Annotated in this window: 15 protein-coding genes and 1 tRNA gene; 5 read left to right on the top strand and 11 right to left on the bottom strand. The window is 58.9% G+C overall.

Annotation, left to right across the window (positions count from 1 at the left end; translation table 11 throughout):
- Nucleotides 1–69: 69 nt before the first annotated feature.
- From ndk to rlmD, 4 genes are all read right to left on the bottom strand, one after another.
- Complete coding sequence (gene ndk, locus DMP05_RS00570) at nucleotides 70–477, bottom strand: nucleoside-diphosphate kinase (protein ID WP_114614901.1); 408 nt, start codon at nucleotides 475–477, stop codon at nucleotides 70–72.
- A gap of 98 nt (nucleotides 478–575) precedes the next feature.
- Nucleotides 576–1,964, bottom strand: a complete 1,389-nt coding sequence (locus DMP05_RS00565; RefSeq protein WP_123218700.1) for a tetratricopeptide repeat protein — start codon at nucleotides 1,962–1,964, stop codon at nucleotides 576–578.
- Between the two features lie 39 nt (nucleotides 1,965–2,003).
- Nucleotides 2,004–2,534, bottom strand: a complete 531-nt coding sequence (locus DMP05_RS00560; protein WP_123218780.1) for a peptidylprolyl isomerase — start codon at nucleotides 2,532–2,534, stop codon at nucleotides 2,004–2,006.
- Nucleotides 2,535–2,910: 376 nt separating this feature from the next.
- Nucleotides 2,911–4,236 (bottom strand): 23S rRNA (uracil(1939)-C(5))-methyltransferase RlmD, encoded by a 1,326-nt coding sequence (gene rlmD, locus DMP05_RS00555; protein WP_123218699.1) that lies wholly within the window; start codon nucleotides 4,234–4,236, stop codon nucleotides 2,911–2,913.
- A 53-nt stretch (nucleotides 4,237–4,289) separates the two neighbouring features.
- Here rlmD and DMP05_RS00550 point away from each other — a divergent pair.
- Nucleotides 4,290–4,365: transfer RNA gene (locus tag DMP05_RS00550), tRNA-Arg, on the top strand.
- A gap of 302 nt (nucleotides 4,366–4,667) precedes the next feature.
- Here the strand turns inward: DMP05_RS00550 and DMP05_RS00545 are convergent.
- The 3 genes from DMP05_RS00545 to DMP05_RS00535 are packed head-to-tail and all read right to left on the bottom strand — an operon-like array spanning nucleotide 4,668 to nucleotide 7,761.
- On the bottom strand, nucleotides 4,668–5,378 hold the full coding sequence (locus DMP05_RS00545; RefSeq protein WP_123218698.1) for a hypothetical protein: 711 nt from the start codon (nucleotides 5,376–5,378) through the stop codon (nucleotides 4,668–4,670).
- A gap of 11 nt (nucleotides 5,379–5,389) precedes the next feature.
- A complete protein-coding gene (locus tag DMP05_RS00540; RefSeq protein ID WP_123218697.1) occupies nucleotides 5,390–7,219 on the bottom strand; it encodes an FAD-dependent oxidoreductase in 1,830 nt (609 codons plus the stop codon).
- A 2-nt stretch (nucleotides 7,220–7,221) separates the two neighbouring features.
- On the bottom strand, nucleotides 7,222–7,761 hold the full coding sequence (locus DMP05_RS00535) for an FMN-binding protein (RefSeq protein ID WP_123218696.1): 540 nt from the start codon (nucleotides 7,759–7,761) through the stop codon (nucleotides 7,222–7,224).
- A gap of 249 nt (nucleotides 7,762–8,010) precedes the next feature.
- Here DMP05_RS00535 and DMP05_RS10040 point away from each other — a divergent pair, with 249 nt between their 5' ends.
- The 3 genes from DMP05_RS10040 (at nucleotide 8,011) to DMP05_RS00525 (ending at nucleotide 9,822) form a co-directional block, all read left to right on the top strand.
- Nucleotides 8,011–8,283: a TetR/AcrR family transcriptional regulator gene (locus DMP05_RS10040; protein WP_244594981.1), complete on the top strand. Its 273-nt coding sequence runs from the start codon at nucleotides 8,011–8,013 to the stop codon at nucleotides 8,281–8,283.
- A 72-nt stretch (nucleotides 8,284–8,355) separates the two neighbouring features.
- Nucleotides 8,356–8,601, top strand: coding sequence for a hypothetical protein (locus DMP05_RS10035; protein ID WP_244594980.1), 246 nt, complete (start codon nucleotides 8,356–8,358; stop codon nucleotides 8,599–8,601).
- 237 nt (nucleotides 8,602–8,838) lie between these two features.
- The gene (locus DMP05_RS00525) at nucleotides 8,839–9,822 is read left to right on the top strand and encodes a DUF5692 family protein (protein WP_123218695.1); all 984 of its coding nucleotides are present in this window, start codon (nucleotides 8,839–8,841) and stop codon (nucleotides 9,820–9,822) included.
- A 310-nt stretch (nucleotides 9,823–10,132) separates the two neighbouring features.
- Here DMP05_RS00525 and DMP05_RS00520 read toward each other — a convergent pair whose 3' ends face one another.
- The 3 genes from DMP05_RS00520 to DMP05_RS00510 are packed head-to-tail and all read right to left on the bottom strand — an operon-like array spanning nucleotide 10,133 to nucleotide 13,529.
- Nucleotides 10,133–11,323, bottom strand: coding sequence for an ABC transporter permease (locus tag DMP05_RS00520; RefSeq protein WP_123218694.1), 1,191 nt, complete (start codon nucleotides 11,321–11,323; stop codon nucleotides 10,133–10,135).
- On the bottom strand, nucleotides 11,310–12,551 hold the full coding sequence (locus tag DMP05_RS00515; RefSeq protein WP_123218693.1) for an ABC transporter permease: 1,242 nt from the start codon (nucleotides 12,549–12,551) through the stop codon (nucleotides 11,310–11,312). Before DMP05_RS00515 ends, DMP05_RS00520 begins: the two co-directional genes overlap by 14 nt.
- Before the next feature lie 9 nt (nucleotides 12,552–12,560).
- Nucleotides 12,561–13,529, bottom strand: coding sequence for an ABC transporter ATP-binding protein (locus tag DMP05_RS00510; RefSeq protein ID WP_123218692.1), 969 nt, complete (start codon nucleotides 13,527–13,529; stop codon nucleotides 12,561–12,563).
- A gap of 217 nt (nucleotides 13,530–13,746) precedes the next feature.
- Between DMP05_RS00510 and DMP05_RS10030 the strand changes: the two genes are divergently transcribed.
- Entirely contained in the window at nucleotides 13,747–14,877 is a 1,131-nt protein-coding gene (locus DMP05_RS10030; RefSeq protein ID WP_244594979.1) for a response regulator transcription factor, read from the top strand.
- A 435-nt stretch (nucleotides 14,878–15,312) separates the two neighbouring features.
- On the opposite strand, the gene DMP05_RS00495 is transcribed toward DMP05_RS10030, so the two are convergent.
- Nucleotides 15,313–16,743 carry an MFS transporter gene (locus DMP05_RS00495; protein WP_123218778.1) on the bottom strand — a complete coding sequence of 477 codons (1,431 nt, stop codon included), beginning with the start codon at nucleotides 16,741–16,743 and terminating at the stop codon, nucleotides 15,313–15,315.
- Nucleotides 16,744–16,808: the final 65 nt, after the last annotated feature.

Below are 16,808 nucleotides of genomic sequence, written 5' to 3'. Positions count from 1 at the left end.
TCCTTCAATCCGACAATGAAAGCGAGCGGCTTGCCGACGTGTTCGCCCGAAAGGCTTAGCGTAGATTATTTATGCACCGAAGAAGATGCCGATTTCACGCTCGGCAGACTCGGGCGAGTCGGAGCCGTGAATAACATTTTCGTCCATAATGAGACCAAAGTCACCACGAATCGTGCCGGGGGCAGCTTCTGCCGGGTTGGTGGCACCCATGAGGGTACGCATCTTCTTGACGGCGCCTTCGCCGGAGACGACCATCTTCACAACCGGGCCGCTGGTGATGTACTCGATGAGGCCGTTGTAGAAGGGCTTGCCCTCGTGCTCGGCGTAGTTCGCAGCAGCCTGCTCGGGGGTAACATTGGCCAGCTCCATGCGCTCGATAACGAGGCCAGCGCGCTCGATGCGGCTCACGATCTCGCCGATGTGATGATTGCGCACAGCGTCGGGCTTGAGCATGGAGTAGGTCTTTTCAATTGCCATGATTGTTCCCTTTCTTGAAGAAAAACGGCTTTCTAACAGGCACGACGCACTCAGGCGACGCACTATATTGCAACCTGGCTACCCAGGCGTTGCAGCATTTATGACTGCTGGGAGGCGAACGTCATTTGCACGCCGGAAACCTTCCAGCCAAGCATGTCGCGCACCATGGAAACAGTGTAGGACACTTCCCCGCCCTCGGGCGTGGACGCCGTCACATACACCGTGGAGTTCGACATGGATTTGTCCATGCCATCGATGGCGACATCGGAATCGGACACGACGCCACGCATGGCATCGTCGACTTTATCGGAGCTCATCGACGAAACGAAATAGCTCGAAGCGTTCTCGGTATCGGCGAACAGGCTCTTCACTACACTTTCCTGGGTGGGATAGCCGTAGCCCTGCGTATACAGGAACACGCCTGCGCCGGCAGCGAGCAGCAGAAGCACGAAAAACGCGACCAGGATTTTCAGACCAACGTTGCGGCGCTTGCGATCTTGGCGCGCAATGCCCTTCGAATAGCGCTCGAGCTCTTCGTCGCTCGCGCTGAAGAAACGCTCGTCGCCCGAATTGTAGTTATCGACTGGCTCGTAGCCATAGGCCTCGGCCGGGTAATACTGCGGGTCGGCGTACGTTTCCACCGGATAGGCATCGTCTTGCGTGGGCACGCCATCGGCCGGAACGTCGAGGCCCGACATGTCGTTGCCGTCGTTGGACGCAGCCGCGGGTGCGGGCGCTGCCTGCTGGCCAATGGCGGGCATCGCGATGGTGCCCGTCGCCATGCACTTGGCAGCCTGGGCGTAGTCGACGCTCGCCGACTCGCTCAGGAAGTAAGTTTTGTCGGCGAGGGCCGACTCGAACGCACTCATGGCCTTCTGCATTTGGCCCAGAGCAACGTAGGCCTGACCAAGATTCGCATACATCTTGTTGCGCGTTGCGGCATCCATGTCGAACTGCAGCGCGCTTTCATACGATGCCACGGCATCGGCCGGACGATTGAGGGCCATGAAGCATACGCCCAGGTTGAGCAGCGCCTTGCTCGGATCGGGGTTGCGCGAATCGAGTGCGGCCTCGCGGAATGCGACGCCGGCTTCGGCGTTTTTGCCAAGCTTCAAAAGCGCATTGCCCATGCCCAAATAGGCCTTGTAGGGAGTGTCGTATTTGGCATCGGAGGTGGCGATTTCAAAATGAGACACGGCGTTTTCGTAATCGTGCTTGAAAACGTACGCTTTGCCCAAGTTGCAATTCACCGCGCCCACGGCATCGTAGGCGGAATCGGCGGTCGCCTGAGTGTACGACTCGATAGCCGAATCGAAATCTTTCAGCTGCAGCAAGCAGTTGCCCAGCTGATGGTACAGATACCCCAAATCGCCCGGGCCCTTCGGCACGCTGGGATCTTGGAGCAGCTGGACGTATGCCTGGCTTGCGGCCTGAAAGTCGCGTGCCTGGTATGCGGCTTGCGCCTGGGCTACGTATTGGTTGTCCATGAATTCCTGTCTTCCTTGAATACGCGTGAAAGCTTGTGGCTAGTCGGCGTTTTCGATTTCGATAGTTTCAATGACATCGCCCACGCGAAGCTCGCCGATGACATCTTTGCCTTCGACGGTCTGGCCGAACACGGTGTAGCCAGAGTCGAGATTATGCTGGGGACCCAAGCACAGATAGAACTGGGAGCCCGCAGAATCGGGGTTCGCGCTGCGAGCCATAGCCAGCGCGCCGTCTTCGTGGGAGTTGTTCGGGTTGGTGGTGTACTCCTGCTTGATGCAGTAGCCCGGGCCACCCGTGCCAAGGCCAGCCCACGGGTTGCCGGCAGCTTCGATAACCTGTGCGGAATCGAGGTCGCGGGTGTTGGGGCAGCCGCCCTGAATGACGAAGCCGGGAACATAGCGATGGAACTTGAGGTTGTCGTAGAAGCCCTTGCGAGCGAGCTCAACGAAGTTGCCCACGTGGATGGGGGCGTCGTCGCCGGCGAGTTGAACTCGAATGTCGCCTTTGGAGGTTTTGATGACGGCGATTTCCTTGCCGTTGGGCTGATACTCGGGGGTATACAGTGCCATAGTCGATAACTCCTTCTTTATCGTGCGTTGAAACTGCGTCTGGCGCCGGTAATCGGCGCGAAGTCGAAGCATCGTTGCTGCAAGCGGCGCCTCTTTTGCCGCGTTCGGCAGCACATAAGCTTTTGTATGATACCGCTCAATGGCTTTTTGCAGGCCTGCGCCATAAAAATTGCTCATGAACTCGATGGAATTCCAGCACGAAAACGTCTCGAACCTGAAAAAAGGGCGGAGGTTTGAGCACGCGAAGGCGAGCGCCAGCGCCGAGAGCGGCTCCCCCATATGCGAAACGCCCGCGCAAATAAGAGCATTCGCGCGGGCGCAGCTGGGGCTTTTTCCTTCTGAGGCGCACATGGCAGCCCCATATAAATCGGCCGTTTTACTGATTCTTATTCGCGAAAATCGAAACCGTCTCGACATGGAAGGTCTGCGGGAACATATCGACAGGCGTTGCTTGCAAAAGCTCAAAGCCGGCCGCTTCGAGCAACTTTACGTCACGCGCCCACGTAGCTGGGTCGCAGCTTACATACGCCACGCGCAAGGGCGCCGCCTCGGCGATGGAGCCGATAATTTCTTTCGCGAGGCCACTTCGAGGCGGATCGACGATGAGCGCGTCAAGCTCACCGAGTTCGGGCAGCTCACGCGTCGCGTCGCCGCCAATAACCTCGACATCGACGTTTTCCTGCTCAACGGTGTGGCGCAAATTGCGCACGCTCGAGCCATACGACTCCACAGCGTACACACCGCCGCAGCGCTTCGCGAGCGGAATAGTGAAGGTGCCCACGCCGCAGAACAGGTCGGCCGCAACGCAATCTTCATCGAGCTCGAGGCCGTCAAGGGCAAGCTGCACCAGTTTGTCGGCCTGAGGCGTGTTCACCTGGAAGAACGAGGGCGCGCTCACGCCGTGTTCAATGCCTGCGACGGTTTCGCGCCAAAAACCGCGGCCATCGAGAATCTCGAGGCCCTTGAGCTTGCGCGCACTGCCCGCATCGGCCGTCATCACGCGCACGATTGACGAAGCCTTCACGGCCGTGGACAGGGTTTTCGCCACGGCATTGCGCGGAAACGGACCAGGCGTCGTCCACAAAGCCACTTCCAAATCGCCCGAACGGTGAGAATGGCGCACGCCTACGCGATGGATGCCTAAATCTTCGCGACCCGTGAGATAGCGTAGAGCGCCGCGCAGAGCCTTCGGCGTTTTTTGGGCTTGTTTATGCGCAAGCGGGCATGCGTCGGCGGCAAGGATTTTGTCGCTTCCCTTTTGATGAAAGCCCATTTGGAAGCCCTGCTTCGCATCGAAAGCGCAGCTGAACTCGAGCTTGTTGCGATATTCCATTTGTCGCTTCGACGGCACGCATGCGCCAACGATGCGCTCGGCGCGCTCCGCATCGAAGCCGCCGATGCGACGCAGCTGAGACACAACGGCATCGCGCTTCGCAGCAAGCTGACGCTCGTAAGATATATGTTGCCAACCGCAACCGCCGCATACGCTCGCAAGCGGGCATGCCGACAGCACGCGATCGGGCGACGGCGCAACGAGCTCGACCACGTGGCCTTCGCAGAAATTGCCCTTGTCGCGATCGATTTCGACCAAGGCGACATCTCCCGGGCATGTGCCGTTCACGAATACGGTTTTGCCATTTTCCGCACGGCCGATGCCCGCATCGCCATAGGCAAGGCGATCGATGGTAATAGTTTCTGGCATAGTTCCTCTTTCTCGCGAGAGACATTTTAGCGTATAATGAACGACTGCGATGTGCCCCAGTAGCTCAGGGGATAGAGCGTCTGCCTCCGGAGCAGAAAGCCGTAGGTTCGAATCCTATCTGGGGCACCATTCCGATTTTCCTCGAACCCGCATGATGCGGGTTTTCTTTTTTCGGGAAGAAATAGCAGCTGTCTCCCTCCTATCACCGAACACGCCGCAGCGTTATCGCGCAAAAAAGCGAGCCCGCGTGCGGACTCGCTTGGGAGGGGCGTGCATACCTTCCGCCCAATGTATTGTCGCGAGCCATACCCAACTGACGCGAGCTGCCGTTTCTGCAGCTTTTGCCTTTTCCACGAATCTGCGACGACTCTCACCGCCATGCGCCCGAGCCCACCAAAGCGACAGCCCTCAAGCGACATCAAGCGACAGGCTTATTTCGCGAAACGGCTTGCAGCAAGCAGCATGGCGATGTTCACAATCGCATCGGCGGCGAACCACATGCCGAGCGCCGAGGTATCGATGCTCACGTGATTGAGCGTAGAGAACGTGCCCACCGTGAGCACCATGACCGCCAAACCGCACACCGCGCACGCCACAAGCAGGTTCACGCAGGCACGCTTCGACGTTTTCGCGCGTCGCACGCACGCCACGGCAACCATAGACGCTGCACCAAGCAGCGTGCCAAGAAATGCGGCGAATACGATTGCGGCAACCACGAGCACGCCCGTGCCGGGAAGTTTCGAGCTCATAGAGCCAACCTGCACGGCCGACAGAATGCCGCCTCCAACAATAACCAGGCATACGATTGCGACGAGCGCCGTAGCCCATCCCCACAGAAACGCGCTTGCCGCGCTGGCCTGGCCACCCTCGCGACGAGCGATCGCCGCATACAAAGCCACGCCCGCAACCGAAAGCGTGAGCGCGAGTGAGGCGGCGAACATGAACGCCACGAACGCCGAACCCGTGAGAATGGAGCAAATCGTGTCAAGAATGGCGACATCGCTCGCCGAAATGTAGTCATAGGCAAGCGCGCCTGTGGCATCCATAATACCCAAGCCGATGCGCGCCACAACGGCCACGATAAGAGCCATTCCGAACAAGGTCACATACGGCCTGGCCATGGCCTTCATTTGGGTTTTCATGTCAGGCCTCCCTAAAACTCGTTGTCGATGACCGACGTTCCGCACAAATACCCGCCGCAGAATGCCAAGCCCACATCGCCCATAAGCGAACCAAGAATAGGATCGCCGATATAGGAGTTCTCGCCGCATGCGCCGCCAGCGGTATGCCAACCCGCATACAGGCCGGGAATCACGAGGCCATTGGTGCCCACAACCTGCATTTGGTCGTTGATGAGCAGGCCCGCCTTAGTGCCATACAGGTTTCCGCCAATGCGGCAGCCATAAAACGGCGGCGTAGTAATGGCATGGAGCCATTCAGGAGGCATGGGATAGAGGAAGTCGTCCTCGCCCTTTTCGCAGCATTCGTTCCACTTCGCAACAGCATCGGTGAGCACGCCTTTTGCGAAGCCTAAATCGGCCTCGAGCTCCTCAAGCGTATCGCGGCGCTTGAGCACGTCGGCATCGATGGCGTCTTGCACGCCGTGGTGCCAATCGCGGTAATGCTCGGGCACCTTGTCGATTTGCTCCAAATCAGGCGTGATGAGCTTGCGGCAGTGTTCCTGCGCGAAGCCCGCCAAGTGGTCTTCATAATTCGCATCGAAAATGATGTAGGAGCGATGCCCAGGAGGCACCATTTGAATGGTCGCCAAGTCACCCAGCGCGTAAATCGCGTTCGCACCGTCTTCGCCCACACGGCTGTCCATATAGCGCAGGCGGTTGCCCGCGCGGTCGATGGTGAGCCACGGCTGGCGCGAGAGCTGCGTCATGCCGTCATAGAGGAAGCGCGCCCATTGCCCGCCTTCAGCCTGCCAATCGACACCGCCATCGAAACTCGCGGAGCTGTTGAAGCCCGACACATCGGCGCCAACGCCCAAGCCCATGCGGAAGCACTCGCCCGTTTCGCCGCCGACGAGATAGCTCGACGCGCAGCCCATGGCCGCCGTGGGAATGTAGCGATCGAGCAAGGCTTTATTGTTGCAGAAGCCGCCCGCGGTAAGAATGACGCCCTTAGACGCGTGGATATAAACCTCGTGCTGGAAATCTTGCTTGGCGACCAAGCCCACGATACGGCCCGTTTCGTCTTGCACAAGCGCCTCGGCGGGGCAACGGAAAATGAATTCAACGCCCTTGGATACGCCGTAATCGTACATGGCGTCGGTCGCGTCTTTCATTTTCAGCACGTGGTGGTCGAGCGTGGAATTCTTCGGCGCAACATACACCGGCACTTCGCCCAAGCGCCACTTCACGCCGCAATCGGCCATCCAGTCAAGCGAGTGGCCGCCTTCGCACGCGATTTTATAGATGAGCTTCGGGTCGGCCGCGTAGTGGTATTCGTCCATCGCCCAGTCGGTGAGCGCTTTGGGGTCGAACGGATAGCTCGGGAATGCGAAACGCTTTTCTTCCTGCTTCGAATAGCCGCCCAGAATGCCGCACATGCCGGCCGATTGCGCATTGCCGCCCCATGACGCCATGCTTTCTACGCAGATGACCGAAGCGCCCAGCTCGGCCGCACGCGCCGCAGCGTTCAAACCGCCGCCGCCCGCGCCCACGACCACGACGTCGCATTCGTAATCCCACGCATCGGGAACTTTGCGGGGCTCGATAGCCGTGGCATCGTTCGCAGGAAATGCCGCTGCATCGTGCTCGCGATATGTGCCATCGGACGCGCTCGCGTTCGTGTCTTTCGAGGGGGCTACGGCAACGGCTTTGCTGCCGTCGGCCGCCCAGTCACCGATCACGCCCGCCTCTTCGGCATGCGCCGCCGCCGGTATTGCGCTCACCGCAGCCAAACCGCCGGCCAAAGCCGCCGCTCCGGTCAAGAAATCGCGGCGGGAAACGCCTTTATTCTCAAGAGCTGCCATGGCTATTCCCCCTTCTGCACTTTGTCGATGGTGGTGCCGCTGCCCACTTCCACGGGCTGCAAGTCGGCGCCCGCCTGAATAAGAGCGTCGGTCGTGGCCTGACGCACACCGGCGGTGGTGATGGTCGCGCCCGAAATGCAATCGATATCGGGACCCTGCTCGGCGTCAATCATGGCGGCGTACTTGCCGTCGCGAATGGCCTCGAAGCCGCCCACGCTTTGTGTTTCGCCTTCCTGGGTCACCTCAATGCAGTTAATATGGTTGCCTTGCACCGCAAGCGTCACCGTGATAAGACCGTCCATGCCCAAGCCCGTGCCGGTGTATACGCCATCGACCAGCGTGAAGTCGCTTTGAGCCTTCGAATTCGCGCCTATCTCGACAGCCCATGGATCGTCAGCATGCATGGCAAGCTGCTCGGCGCTTGCCGCGTCTTTGCTGCCAGACCCCTCGAACGATGCACCGCAGCCCGTCATGGCAACGGCAAGCACGCATGCGCCGCATGCGGCAATCGCGCGGGTTCCTTTTGCAGTATTCGTTCGCATCGGTACCCCTTCCCTTATGCTTGAATCCCCATTCATTACTTCATCGAATTTCTTTTTTTGTTACTCCGATGAACTTTTAGCACACTATAACATATTTCATAAAGTCTCGATAGTCCCAGTTTGAGAGCGAATACAGAATTGACGCTTTATCAATTCTGTACATTGACACCCTGTTCAGTTCCGTCGTATTGTGAACACATCGTGAAGCGGAGATTCCAAAAGCCTCATCTTTAGGGGAAGGAGAAGGGCATGGATCGCAAGCTTGAAATTATCCAGTGCGCACGCGAGCTCATCGAAGAGCGCGGCCTCGCGAAAACGTCGGTCGCCGCAATCGCCGAACGCATGAACGTGGCGCGCACGTTGTTCTACCATTACTTCCCCAGCAAGGAAGATTTGGTCGCCGCCGTACTCGACACCTACGTTGACGAGTTCATCGCAAGCCTGAAGGAGTGGAACGCGCAACGCGTTGAGGGCGATATCGAAGGCGCGCTCGACACGATCGTGGCGCTCATTCGCGACTAGCTTTTCGATAACGACAACGCGCACAAACCGTTTCGCCGGGCGCTCGCCACACACGAAAACGCCTCGCTCTATTTGCGATTCATCAATCGCGTCGCCGATGCGTCGGCGACCTACATCGTCGAAACCACCGTGGCCGATTTTGGACGCTTGCATAAAGTGCGCATCGACCACGTATACGAAACGTTCTACATGCTCATATTGGGCATCGTCGGCTACATGCGACAGCATCCCGAAGCAAGCGACGACGTGCTGAAGGGCATCATCGCGCAAACGCTTCACTTCGAACGCGAGCGCGAGCAAAGCCACCATACGGCGTAGAGCCGAGGGGATAAAGGGGATCTGCTGGCTTCAAGAATGGGAAGCGATTTCAGTCGGCAGATCCAAAGGGTACCAGCGAGGAAAATTCTGGCGATCAGCTCAAGGATGCCACGCGAATTCGTGCGCTTCGATGCGCCGCCGATTCGCGGATGCGAACCGAGATCCGACAGAATCGTCCGCAGCGGCACAGGGGTGCGCGGGTCGTAAGCCCGCGCAGCAAAAGAAAGGAGGCATCCAATGCTGTTTGACGTTTATGGCGACAACGCTGTATACCAATGGATTGGATGGATTATCGTGTTTCTGGCCCTCGTCGGGTTCAACGAAATCGCACGACGCACGAAAATCGGCGGCATCACGTGCTTCCTGGTGATTCCAGGAATTCTTACCGCATACTTCATCGCGATTTACGCGGGAGCCGCCGCGGGTGCCGAGTGGGCGCTCAACAACCCCACGTATCTCTACATGAACAGCTGGTTCCATTATGCCAAGCTTTACGCCGCAACCGCAGGCTGCATCGGCTTCCTTATTCTGAAGTATCACTGGGGATCGCTCGGCAAGGCCGAATGGTTCAAGTGCTTCCCGTTCGTCATCGTCGCCATTAACATTCTGATTGCCGTAGTGAGCGACTTCGAAAGCGCCGTGCGCGCCTTCGGCACCACATGGGTTTCCAGCGAAGGCGTCACGCTGTACGGCGGCTGGCACAACGTATTCAACGGCGTTGCCGGCATTTTGAACATCTTCGTCATGACCGGTTGGTGGGGCATCTACGTGTCCAAGAAGAAGCAGGACATGCTCTGGCCCGACATGACGTGGGTTTTCATTCTGAGCTATGACATTTGGAACTTCTGCTACACCTACAACTGCCTGCCCACCCATTCTTGGTACTGCGGCCTGGCGCTGCTGCTCGCCCCCACGGTTGCCAACTTCTTCTGGAACAAGGGCGGTTGGATTCAGAACCGCGCCTACACGCTGAGCCTGTGGTGCATGTTCTGCCAGGTAGTTCCCATGTTCGCGAACGACTCCATCTTCGCGGTGCAGTCGGTGAACAACCCCGACGTGAACCTGGTCGTTTCGATTCTCGCCCTTGTAGCCAACGTCGCCGCCGTAGGCTACGTGATTTACCGCGCCAAGAAACTCGGCGTGAACCCCTACACTCACGAAGTGTTCAAGGGCACGCGCGACTACGAGCAGGCCATGCTGCGTGAGGAGAACGCCGCGTAACGAGCGAGGCACGTCTCGACATGCGCAAGAGTTTCGAGATGAACAGGTGCCTCGAAATGTGCAAAACACACCTCGAATGTGGCATCGCGTCACGATAAAAAGCCGGAAACCCCTGGTTGCACAACACTGCGACCAGGGGTTTCCTTGTTTATGCGTACATTATGCAGAAGAATCGGGCGGAACCGCACGCCTCGCATGCCACATTCGAAGGCCTTTTTGAGCAAATCAATCGACGTTCGCAATACGCCCTCGTCGGCATTTCCCTATGCGCCGCGGCCAACGCTTCCCTGTGCCCGCAACCGAAATTTCCCTATGCGCCGCGCTCACGCAGGCGCACGCGTCCAATTGCGACGGCGATAATCGCGATTACGAGCGCCCATAAGAACGTGACGCCAACCTCCCCCGCCGCCTGAAGAGCCAGCCCCGACGTGATTTGGGGAGCCTGCGAGACCTCGATCATCGCATTGGTCGCCCAATAAAATGGGGTGAACGCCGCGGCCACGCGCACACCCTCGCCCACAATCGAGAGGGGAATCCATGCGCCGCTGAAAAAGCTGCACGCCAAACCGACGATGTTGCCGGCGCCATTTGCCACGCTTTCGCTCGCCCCAAGCTGCCACAGCAGAAACCCGAACGCGGCGCCGATAAGCGCTACGCCGAGCTGCCCGAACACCACAATCGCGACCGAGGCAGGCGCAGCTCCGCCGGCGAGAGGCCTGAACACCGCGAGACCCGCCGCAGCAATGACCGCCCAAATTACCAGCGAAGCGAGCACACACGCGAGTCCCACCTGCGCACCATAACTCTCGCTGCGCACGGGACCCACCACAAGACGACGGCGCATTTCGGTTTTGCGCAGCGACGCCAAACCAACTGCGATAAAAATCGCTGACGAGGTGAACAGCGCATATGCCGAAAAGGCAGCGAAGTTGATGTACTTCGCCGAAAGGCCTTCCGAATCGACCGAAAAAAGCTCCACAGGCGTCTCGTCACCGCACGCGGCCGTTGCATTGTTCGCGATGTCGTGAGCGCTGGCCTGAACGTCAGTCGAGGCAAAGCCATAGAGCGATTGCACGTATGCTTTCACGCGCTGGTCCATGAGCGCGCCACGCGCGCCCTGGTAGCTCACCACGGTTTCGAGCGTCGGCGCGTCGGCGCCGCTGTGCGCAGCTTCCACGAGGCCCTCTTGGAAACCCTCGGGAATAATGAGCACATAACTCGCAAGGTCTTTCGCCGCGGCGTCCTGCAGGGCAAACGTGAAATCTTCCACATGCACTTCTACGGCATCTTTGAGGGCGAAATCTTTGAGGGCGGCCGACAGCTCGCTGCCATCCCGATCGACAACCGCAACCTTAGGCGCATCGTTGGAAAACTCGCTCGCCTGGGGTGCTTCAATGGCGCCCGAGCCAAGAATCGCCATGCATCCCAAGGCAAGCGTGTATATAAGCAAATAGCTCCAGTGCCTTGCGATAATCGTGACGGCAAGCTTAAAGACGTTCATAATTCTGCCTCCTCATAAGCAAAGCCGCCACGACGAAGAACACCGCGGCCATCACAGCGAGCACGCACAGCGTCGCGAAAAAGGGCGCGAGCGAATCGTAATAGGTCAAATCGTAGAACGCGTTTGCCGCCTGCGCCGCAGGGTTGACGAGCACAGCCCAAGGCGCACTTTGCGACACGCGGTCGGCGAGCTGCATAGAAGGCTCGCCATACAGGCCGGCGAAAAGCGCACAGAAACAGGTGATTCCCGTCGCGATGCCCGTTTTCCCGGGGATCGAGATTTTCGGAATGGCCCCAATTGCCGCGCCCAACGCCGTCGACATGAGCGCGCATGCGGCAAGCGCAAGCATCGCCAGCCCATCGCGTCCACCGAATTCCACGCCCAGCACGAAGCGCATATAGGCAAATGCCAGAAGCAGACAGAAGAATACCGTGACGAAACTCGCAGCCATGGCGACCGCCAATTGCCTCGCGGGAGAGACGCCCGAAACCTGTCGGCGCGCGCCAACCGCCGATGTGTTCGCGCGCGCGGCTGACACCGCGTTAATCGAAACAGTGATGGACATGAGCGCCGCAAATCCCATAAGCGCGTAGTAATAGCGCACCGTGCTGCTCGCCTGCACGCGAAGCACGTCGACCTGCTGGGTTCTCACGGCGTCGGACATGAATGCCGAAGCTGCTTCGCTCATGCCAGCCGAACGGGCAAACTCCGCAAGCTCGCCTTCGCTCGGGGGCGCCTGCATGCCTTGCGCGGAAGGCTGGGATAAAAACGTCTGCTTCATTTCGGCATAGATTTGACAATATTGGTCGAGCACGGCGCGCACGACGCTCTGGTCGATCGAACCCGTCGTAAGACTCGCGGCAAGCGGAGACACCTGCATGCTTGGCAAGCCTTCTTCATCCACGGTAATGCATGCCGCCGCGTCACCCGAAAGCACCGCTTCGCGCCCTTCTTCAAGCGTCGCAACCTTTGCGACATCGAGCAGCTGGCCCGCGCCCGGCGCCGACACCTCGTCGAGCATTTCACGGAAGAACACGGCCCGTTCGGAGTTGAAGTTGTCATCAGCAACCACCACGCAGCTCGCAGGGTCGACGCGATAGCTTTCGTCGATATTCGAAAGCATCACATGAAAGAGCGTGGCAAGCGCCAACGGAAACAGAATGACCCATATGAGCACGTCGCGCTGCCTCACAAGCATGCGCACGGTGTGCGCGAATAAAGCGCCCATGACAGCCTCCTAATCGCGCAGCTCGCGGCCAGTGATTTCAAGAAACACGTCATTGAGCGTGGGAGGCTCGGAATACACGCGCCCAACCGCCACACGCGACGACTTGAGCGCCCCCAGCACATCGAGCAAGTTCCGCTCGCTCGCTTCGCACGCCGCGTGCAGCTCGCCATTGGCGAATTCGCACGAGAGCACATGCGGAAGCGCCCCGACAGTCTGAGCTGCCGCACAACCGCGAGCCTCGACGGCGCCAGGAAGCTCAATGACGATTTTCTCCCCCACCGCAATGCCGCGCTTGAGCTCATCGGCGGTGCCGAGCGCCAGAATTTTACCGCCATCCATGATCATGATTCGGCTGCAGATTTGCTCGACTTCTTCCATGTAATGGCTCGTGTACACCACCGTCGCACCCTCGTCGCGCAAGCGCACGATGCCGTCGAGGATTGCATTTCGGCTTTGCGGGTCAACCGCCACCGTAGGTTCGTCGAAGAAAATGAGCTCGGGCTTGTGCGCAATGCCACACGCAATATTCAGCCGGCGAAGCAGGCCGCCCGACAGTTTCTTGGGGCGCATTTTGCGGTAATCTTCAAGTCCCACGAATTCGATGGCTTCTTCCACCAGCTCGCGTCGGCGGGTTTTGTCGCTCACATACAAGGCGCAGAAGCAGTCGATGTTCTCGAAAACGGTGAGCTCGTCAAATACTGCCACCTGCTGAGGAACCACGCCAATGCGCCGCTTAAGGTCATAACGCGTCGGCTTCATTGCCTCGCCGAACAGCTCGATATCGCCCTTATCGTAGGCGAGTAGCTGCAGCATGCAGTTAATTGCCGTCGTTTTGCCGCAGCCATTCGGGCCCAAAAGGCCGAAAATTTCGCCTTTGCCGATTTCGAGATTAAAGTGATCAAGCGCGAGAATGTCGCCATAACGCTTTACGAGGCTGCGTACAGAAACCACCGAATTCGCGCTCTCGTTTTCTTTCATTGCATGGCCTTCCTCTTTCGCGGCGCATCACCCACATGTAGCGAGATATGGGGGCGCCCTTCCTTGCCTCCATCATGAAAGAAGGACGGAGCGCAAACCAGTGACATTTGTCATGAAATGGCATTTTCCCAGGTAAATTGTACGACAAGAACGCTTTAGGAGCACAAGGGGGCTTTCCGCAAAACACACGGGCAAAAGGGTTTGCTACCATGCAGCCATGGAAAGAATTCTCGACAAAACAATCGTTCTGGCAGGCTGCCTGCTTACGGCCGCCTGCTTTTTGGTCGAGACCAGCAGCGGAGCCGAGCCCACAGCGTCCGACGCACGATTGCTCACGCTCGCCATCGCCATGCTTATCGCCGTTTTATGCTCCGCGCTCACCGAAGCCGTCTCGACACCCGCGGGCATACTGGCCCTTTCGGCATACTGCGCGGCGGCGCTCTTCGTTCCCACTGCGCTCGCCTTCGTACCGCTTGCCCTCTATGACTGCGCGCGCTGCGTCCATCGCGCGGACGTTTTGCGTTTCTCGGGCGCGCTCGCCCTTATCGCGATTGTCGCATGCCTTATGCGCGCGACAATGCCGCCGCTTTCGACGGCATCGCTTCTTTGCTCTGCGACCGCGGCCTGCGTTCTTTCGGTTCGCACGAGCACAACGCTCGCCCGCCAGCGCATTGCCTGGAGCACGCGGGACGCACTGGCCTCCCAGGCGCTTTCACTTCGCAAGAGGAATCGCAACCTTCGAGACTCGCTCGATAGGATGTCGGCGATAGCGGCAAGAAACGATGAAAACGGAGCGACTGGCGGCGAAGCTGCAGAGCAAAAATCAACTGGCGAAACCGCCGCGCACGAATGTGCCCTCGGGATTGCGGCGAGCAAGTCGGGCGGGGGCCCATCGCGCGAGCCAGGCGCCGACGTGACGTGCGGGTTAGACGGTGACGCGAGGCGCAAGTCGGACGGCAGTTCGAGGCGCAAGCTGGACGGCGGCAGCGAAACAACGGGCGACGCGAGAGTCGGCGGCGGGGTGACGGACGGCACAGGGGTCGGCGGCGCCTTGAGCAACGGCCGTGTGAAGCGCGAGTCAGACGGCAGCACTTCAGACGATTTCGTCCACAGCAACGCATCGCACGAGCAGCTGCGCCCCACCCCGTTCGCCTGCCTGACCGAGCGCGAATACGAAGTCGCGCGCCTTGTGGCCGAGGGACTCGATAATCGAGAAATCGCCGCGACCGCTTATTTGAGCGAAGGCACCGTACGCAACAACATAAGCAGCATTCTCTCGAAAATGAACTTGAAGAATCGCACGCAAATCGCCGTTGCGTACTACAAGAGCAAAGACTCGACACGATAAAACCGCAACCGTTTCGGCGGGCACGAAGCCCACTTCAATTTTGTTCAAAACGGGCTTCGAATGTGGTCAAAATTACGGGCGACTTTTCATGTTGAAATAGCGCAACGTCTTGACCAGTCATTTCTTGCGAGAAAGAACTTCCTTTGGTCGTTTTCCGCACACATTAGGCCTAACAATGCCACATTCGCGGCCCGTTTTGAACAAACGAAGACGCCGGCGTGCGAAACGCTGGCACCGAAGCGAACGCATGCAAAGCGCAAGCACGCAGCGCGCAAGCACACGAAACGAAAACGCACAGAACGCAGGCAGGCAAAGCGCCAGCATATAGAACACAGACACGCAAAGCGCAGGCGAGCAAAACGCTGGCATGCGAAACGCAAATACACAGAGCGCAAGCATGCAAGGCAGCCCGAAGACGATAATCGCAATCATCCCTTAGCGTCGCCCGCTCGCTTTCCTCCGTTTCGGCAGGAATACCGCGCCGAAAACAAACCCCACAATAGTCAACGCCGCAAGAATGCTGAACGCCACGCCGAAGCCGTGCGCATCGATGCCCAAATCGCCGCTCGAAGCGAGCGCCATGATTCCGATGAGCACCGAAGAAAGCAGCGCGCTTGAAATCTGGCGAATCGACGTGATGATCGCCGTGCCCTGCGCGACGTCATCACCCGATAACTGCTTGCTCGCGTAGGCCGTCATGGGCATTTGCAAGCACGCGACGCCGCAGATGCGCACGCCATAGAGCACCGTTACTACCCAAAGCGGCGTTTCCGCATCGCACGCGACGAACGCGAGCGTTCCGCCCAGCAGCAACGCGCAACCCGCAACAAGCAGCGGCCACGGCCCGTGCGAATCGAGCAAGCGGCCCGTTATAGGGTTCAGAAAGCCTAACAGCACCGCGCCGGGCAGAATGGCCAAGCCAGAAACCGCCGCCGAGGCGCCTTGCACATCTTGCACGAACAGCGGAACCATGATGGAAGCCGCCATAAACGACAGATTGCCGAGCAGCACGAGCACAAGCCCGACCGTGAATTGGCGATTCGCAAAGCATGAAACTTTAAGAAGCGGGTTCGGAATTCTCAGCTGCCGACGAGCAAATGCAAACAGGAGCACAGCGCCCAACGTGATGCTTGCCGCGGCCACCACGCCCCATCCCGACTGTTCAATGCACGCCGTCGCGGCAAGCAGGCATATCGCGCCAAACGAGAACAGCACCGCGGAGGGCGTATCGAAATGCTGATGCGTTGCGGGCTTGCGCATCACATTCGGCAAAAACGGAATCGCAAGCAGCGTCACCGCAGCGGAGACCGTGCCAAGCGCGACGAATACCGCTCGCCACCCCCACGCATCGACGATGAAACCCGAGATTGCCGGGCCGATTGCGGGCGCGAACCCGATAATGATCCCCACAATGCCCATGGCCTTGCCGTATTGGCTTTTGGGATATACCGAAAGCGCCACCACTTGAATAAGCGGGAGCAAAATGCCCGCGCCAATCGCCTGCACCAGGCGAGATGCGAGCAGCACCGGATAATTCGTCGCGAAAAGCGAAGCGCAGCATCCCACGATAAAACCGACCATGGCGATAAAGAACAGGCGTCGCGCATCGAGCTTGCTCACGAGATAGGCGCTCATGGCGGAAAACAACCCGAGCGTGAAAATGTAGGCCGTGGTAATGAGCTGGGCCAAGCCCGCCCCGACCAAAAACTCCTGCATGATGGTAGGCAGCGCAGCAATCATCATCGACTGGGAAATGCACGCCGCCGTAGTGCCCGCCATCATAATGCCGAGCACCATATGGCGCTGTCGAGGCGGCAGGCCGCCGTCTTCCGTCCGATTCGCTTGGATGTTCTCGCTCTTATTCATGCGCGCAATACTACCGCGTTGCGCGCCACGTACAACGCGAGCCACACAAAAGACAACGAGAGGGG

It is taken from the genome of Slackia isoflavoniconvertens, from assembly GCF_003725955.1.
GTDB lineage: Bacteria > Actinomycetota > Coriobacteriia > Coriobacteriales > Eggerthellaceae > Slackia > Slackia isoflavoniconvertens.
Note: the sequence above shows the minus strand (reverse complement) of the source record. Positions and strands in the feature narration are given on the sequence as shown.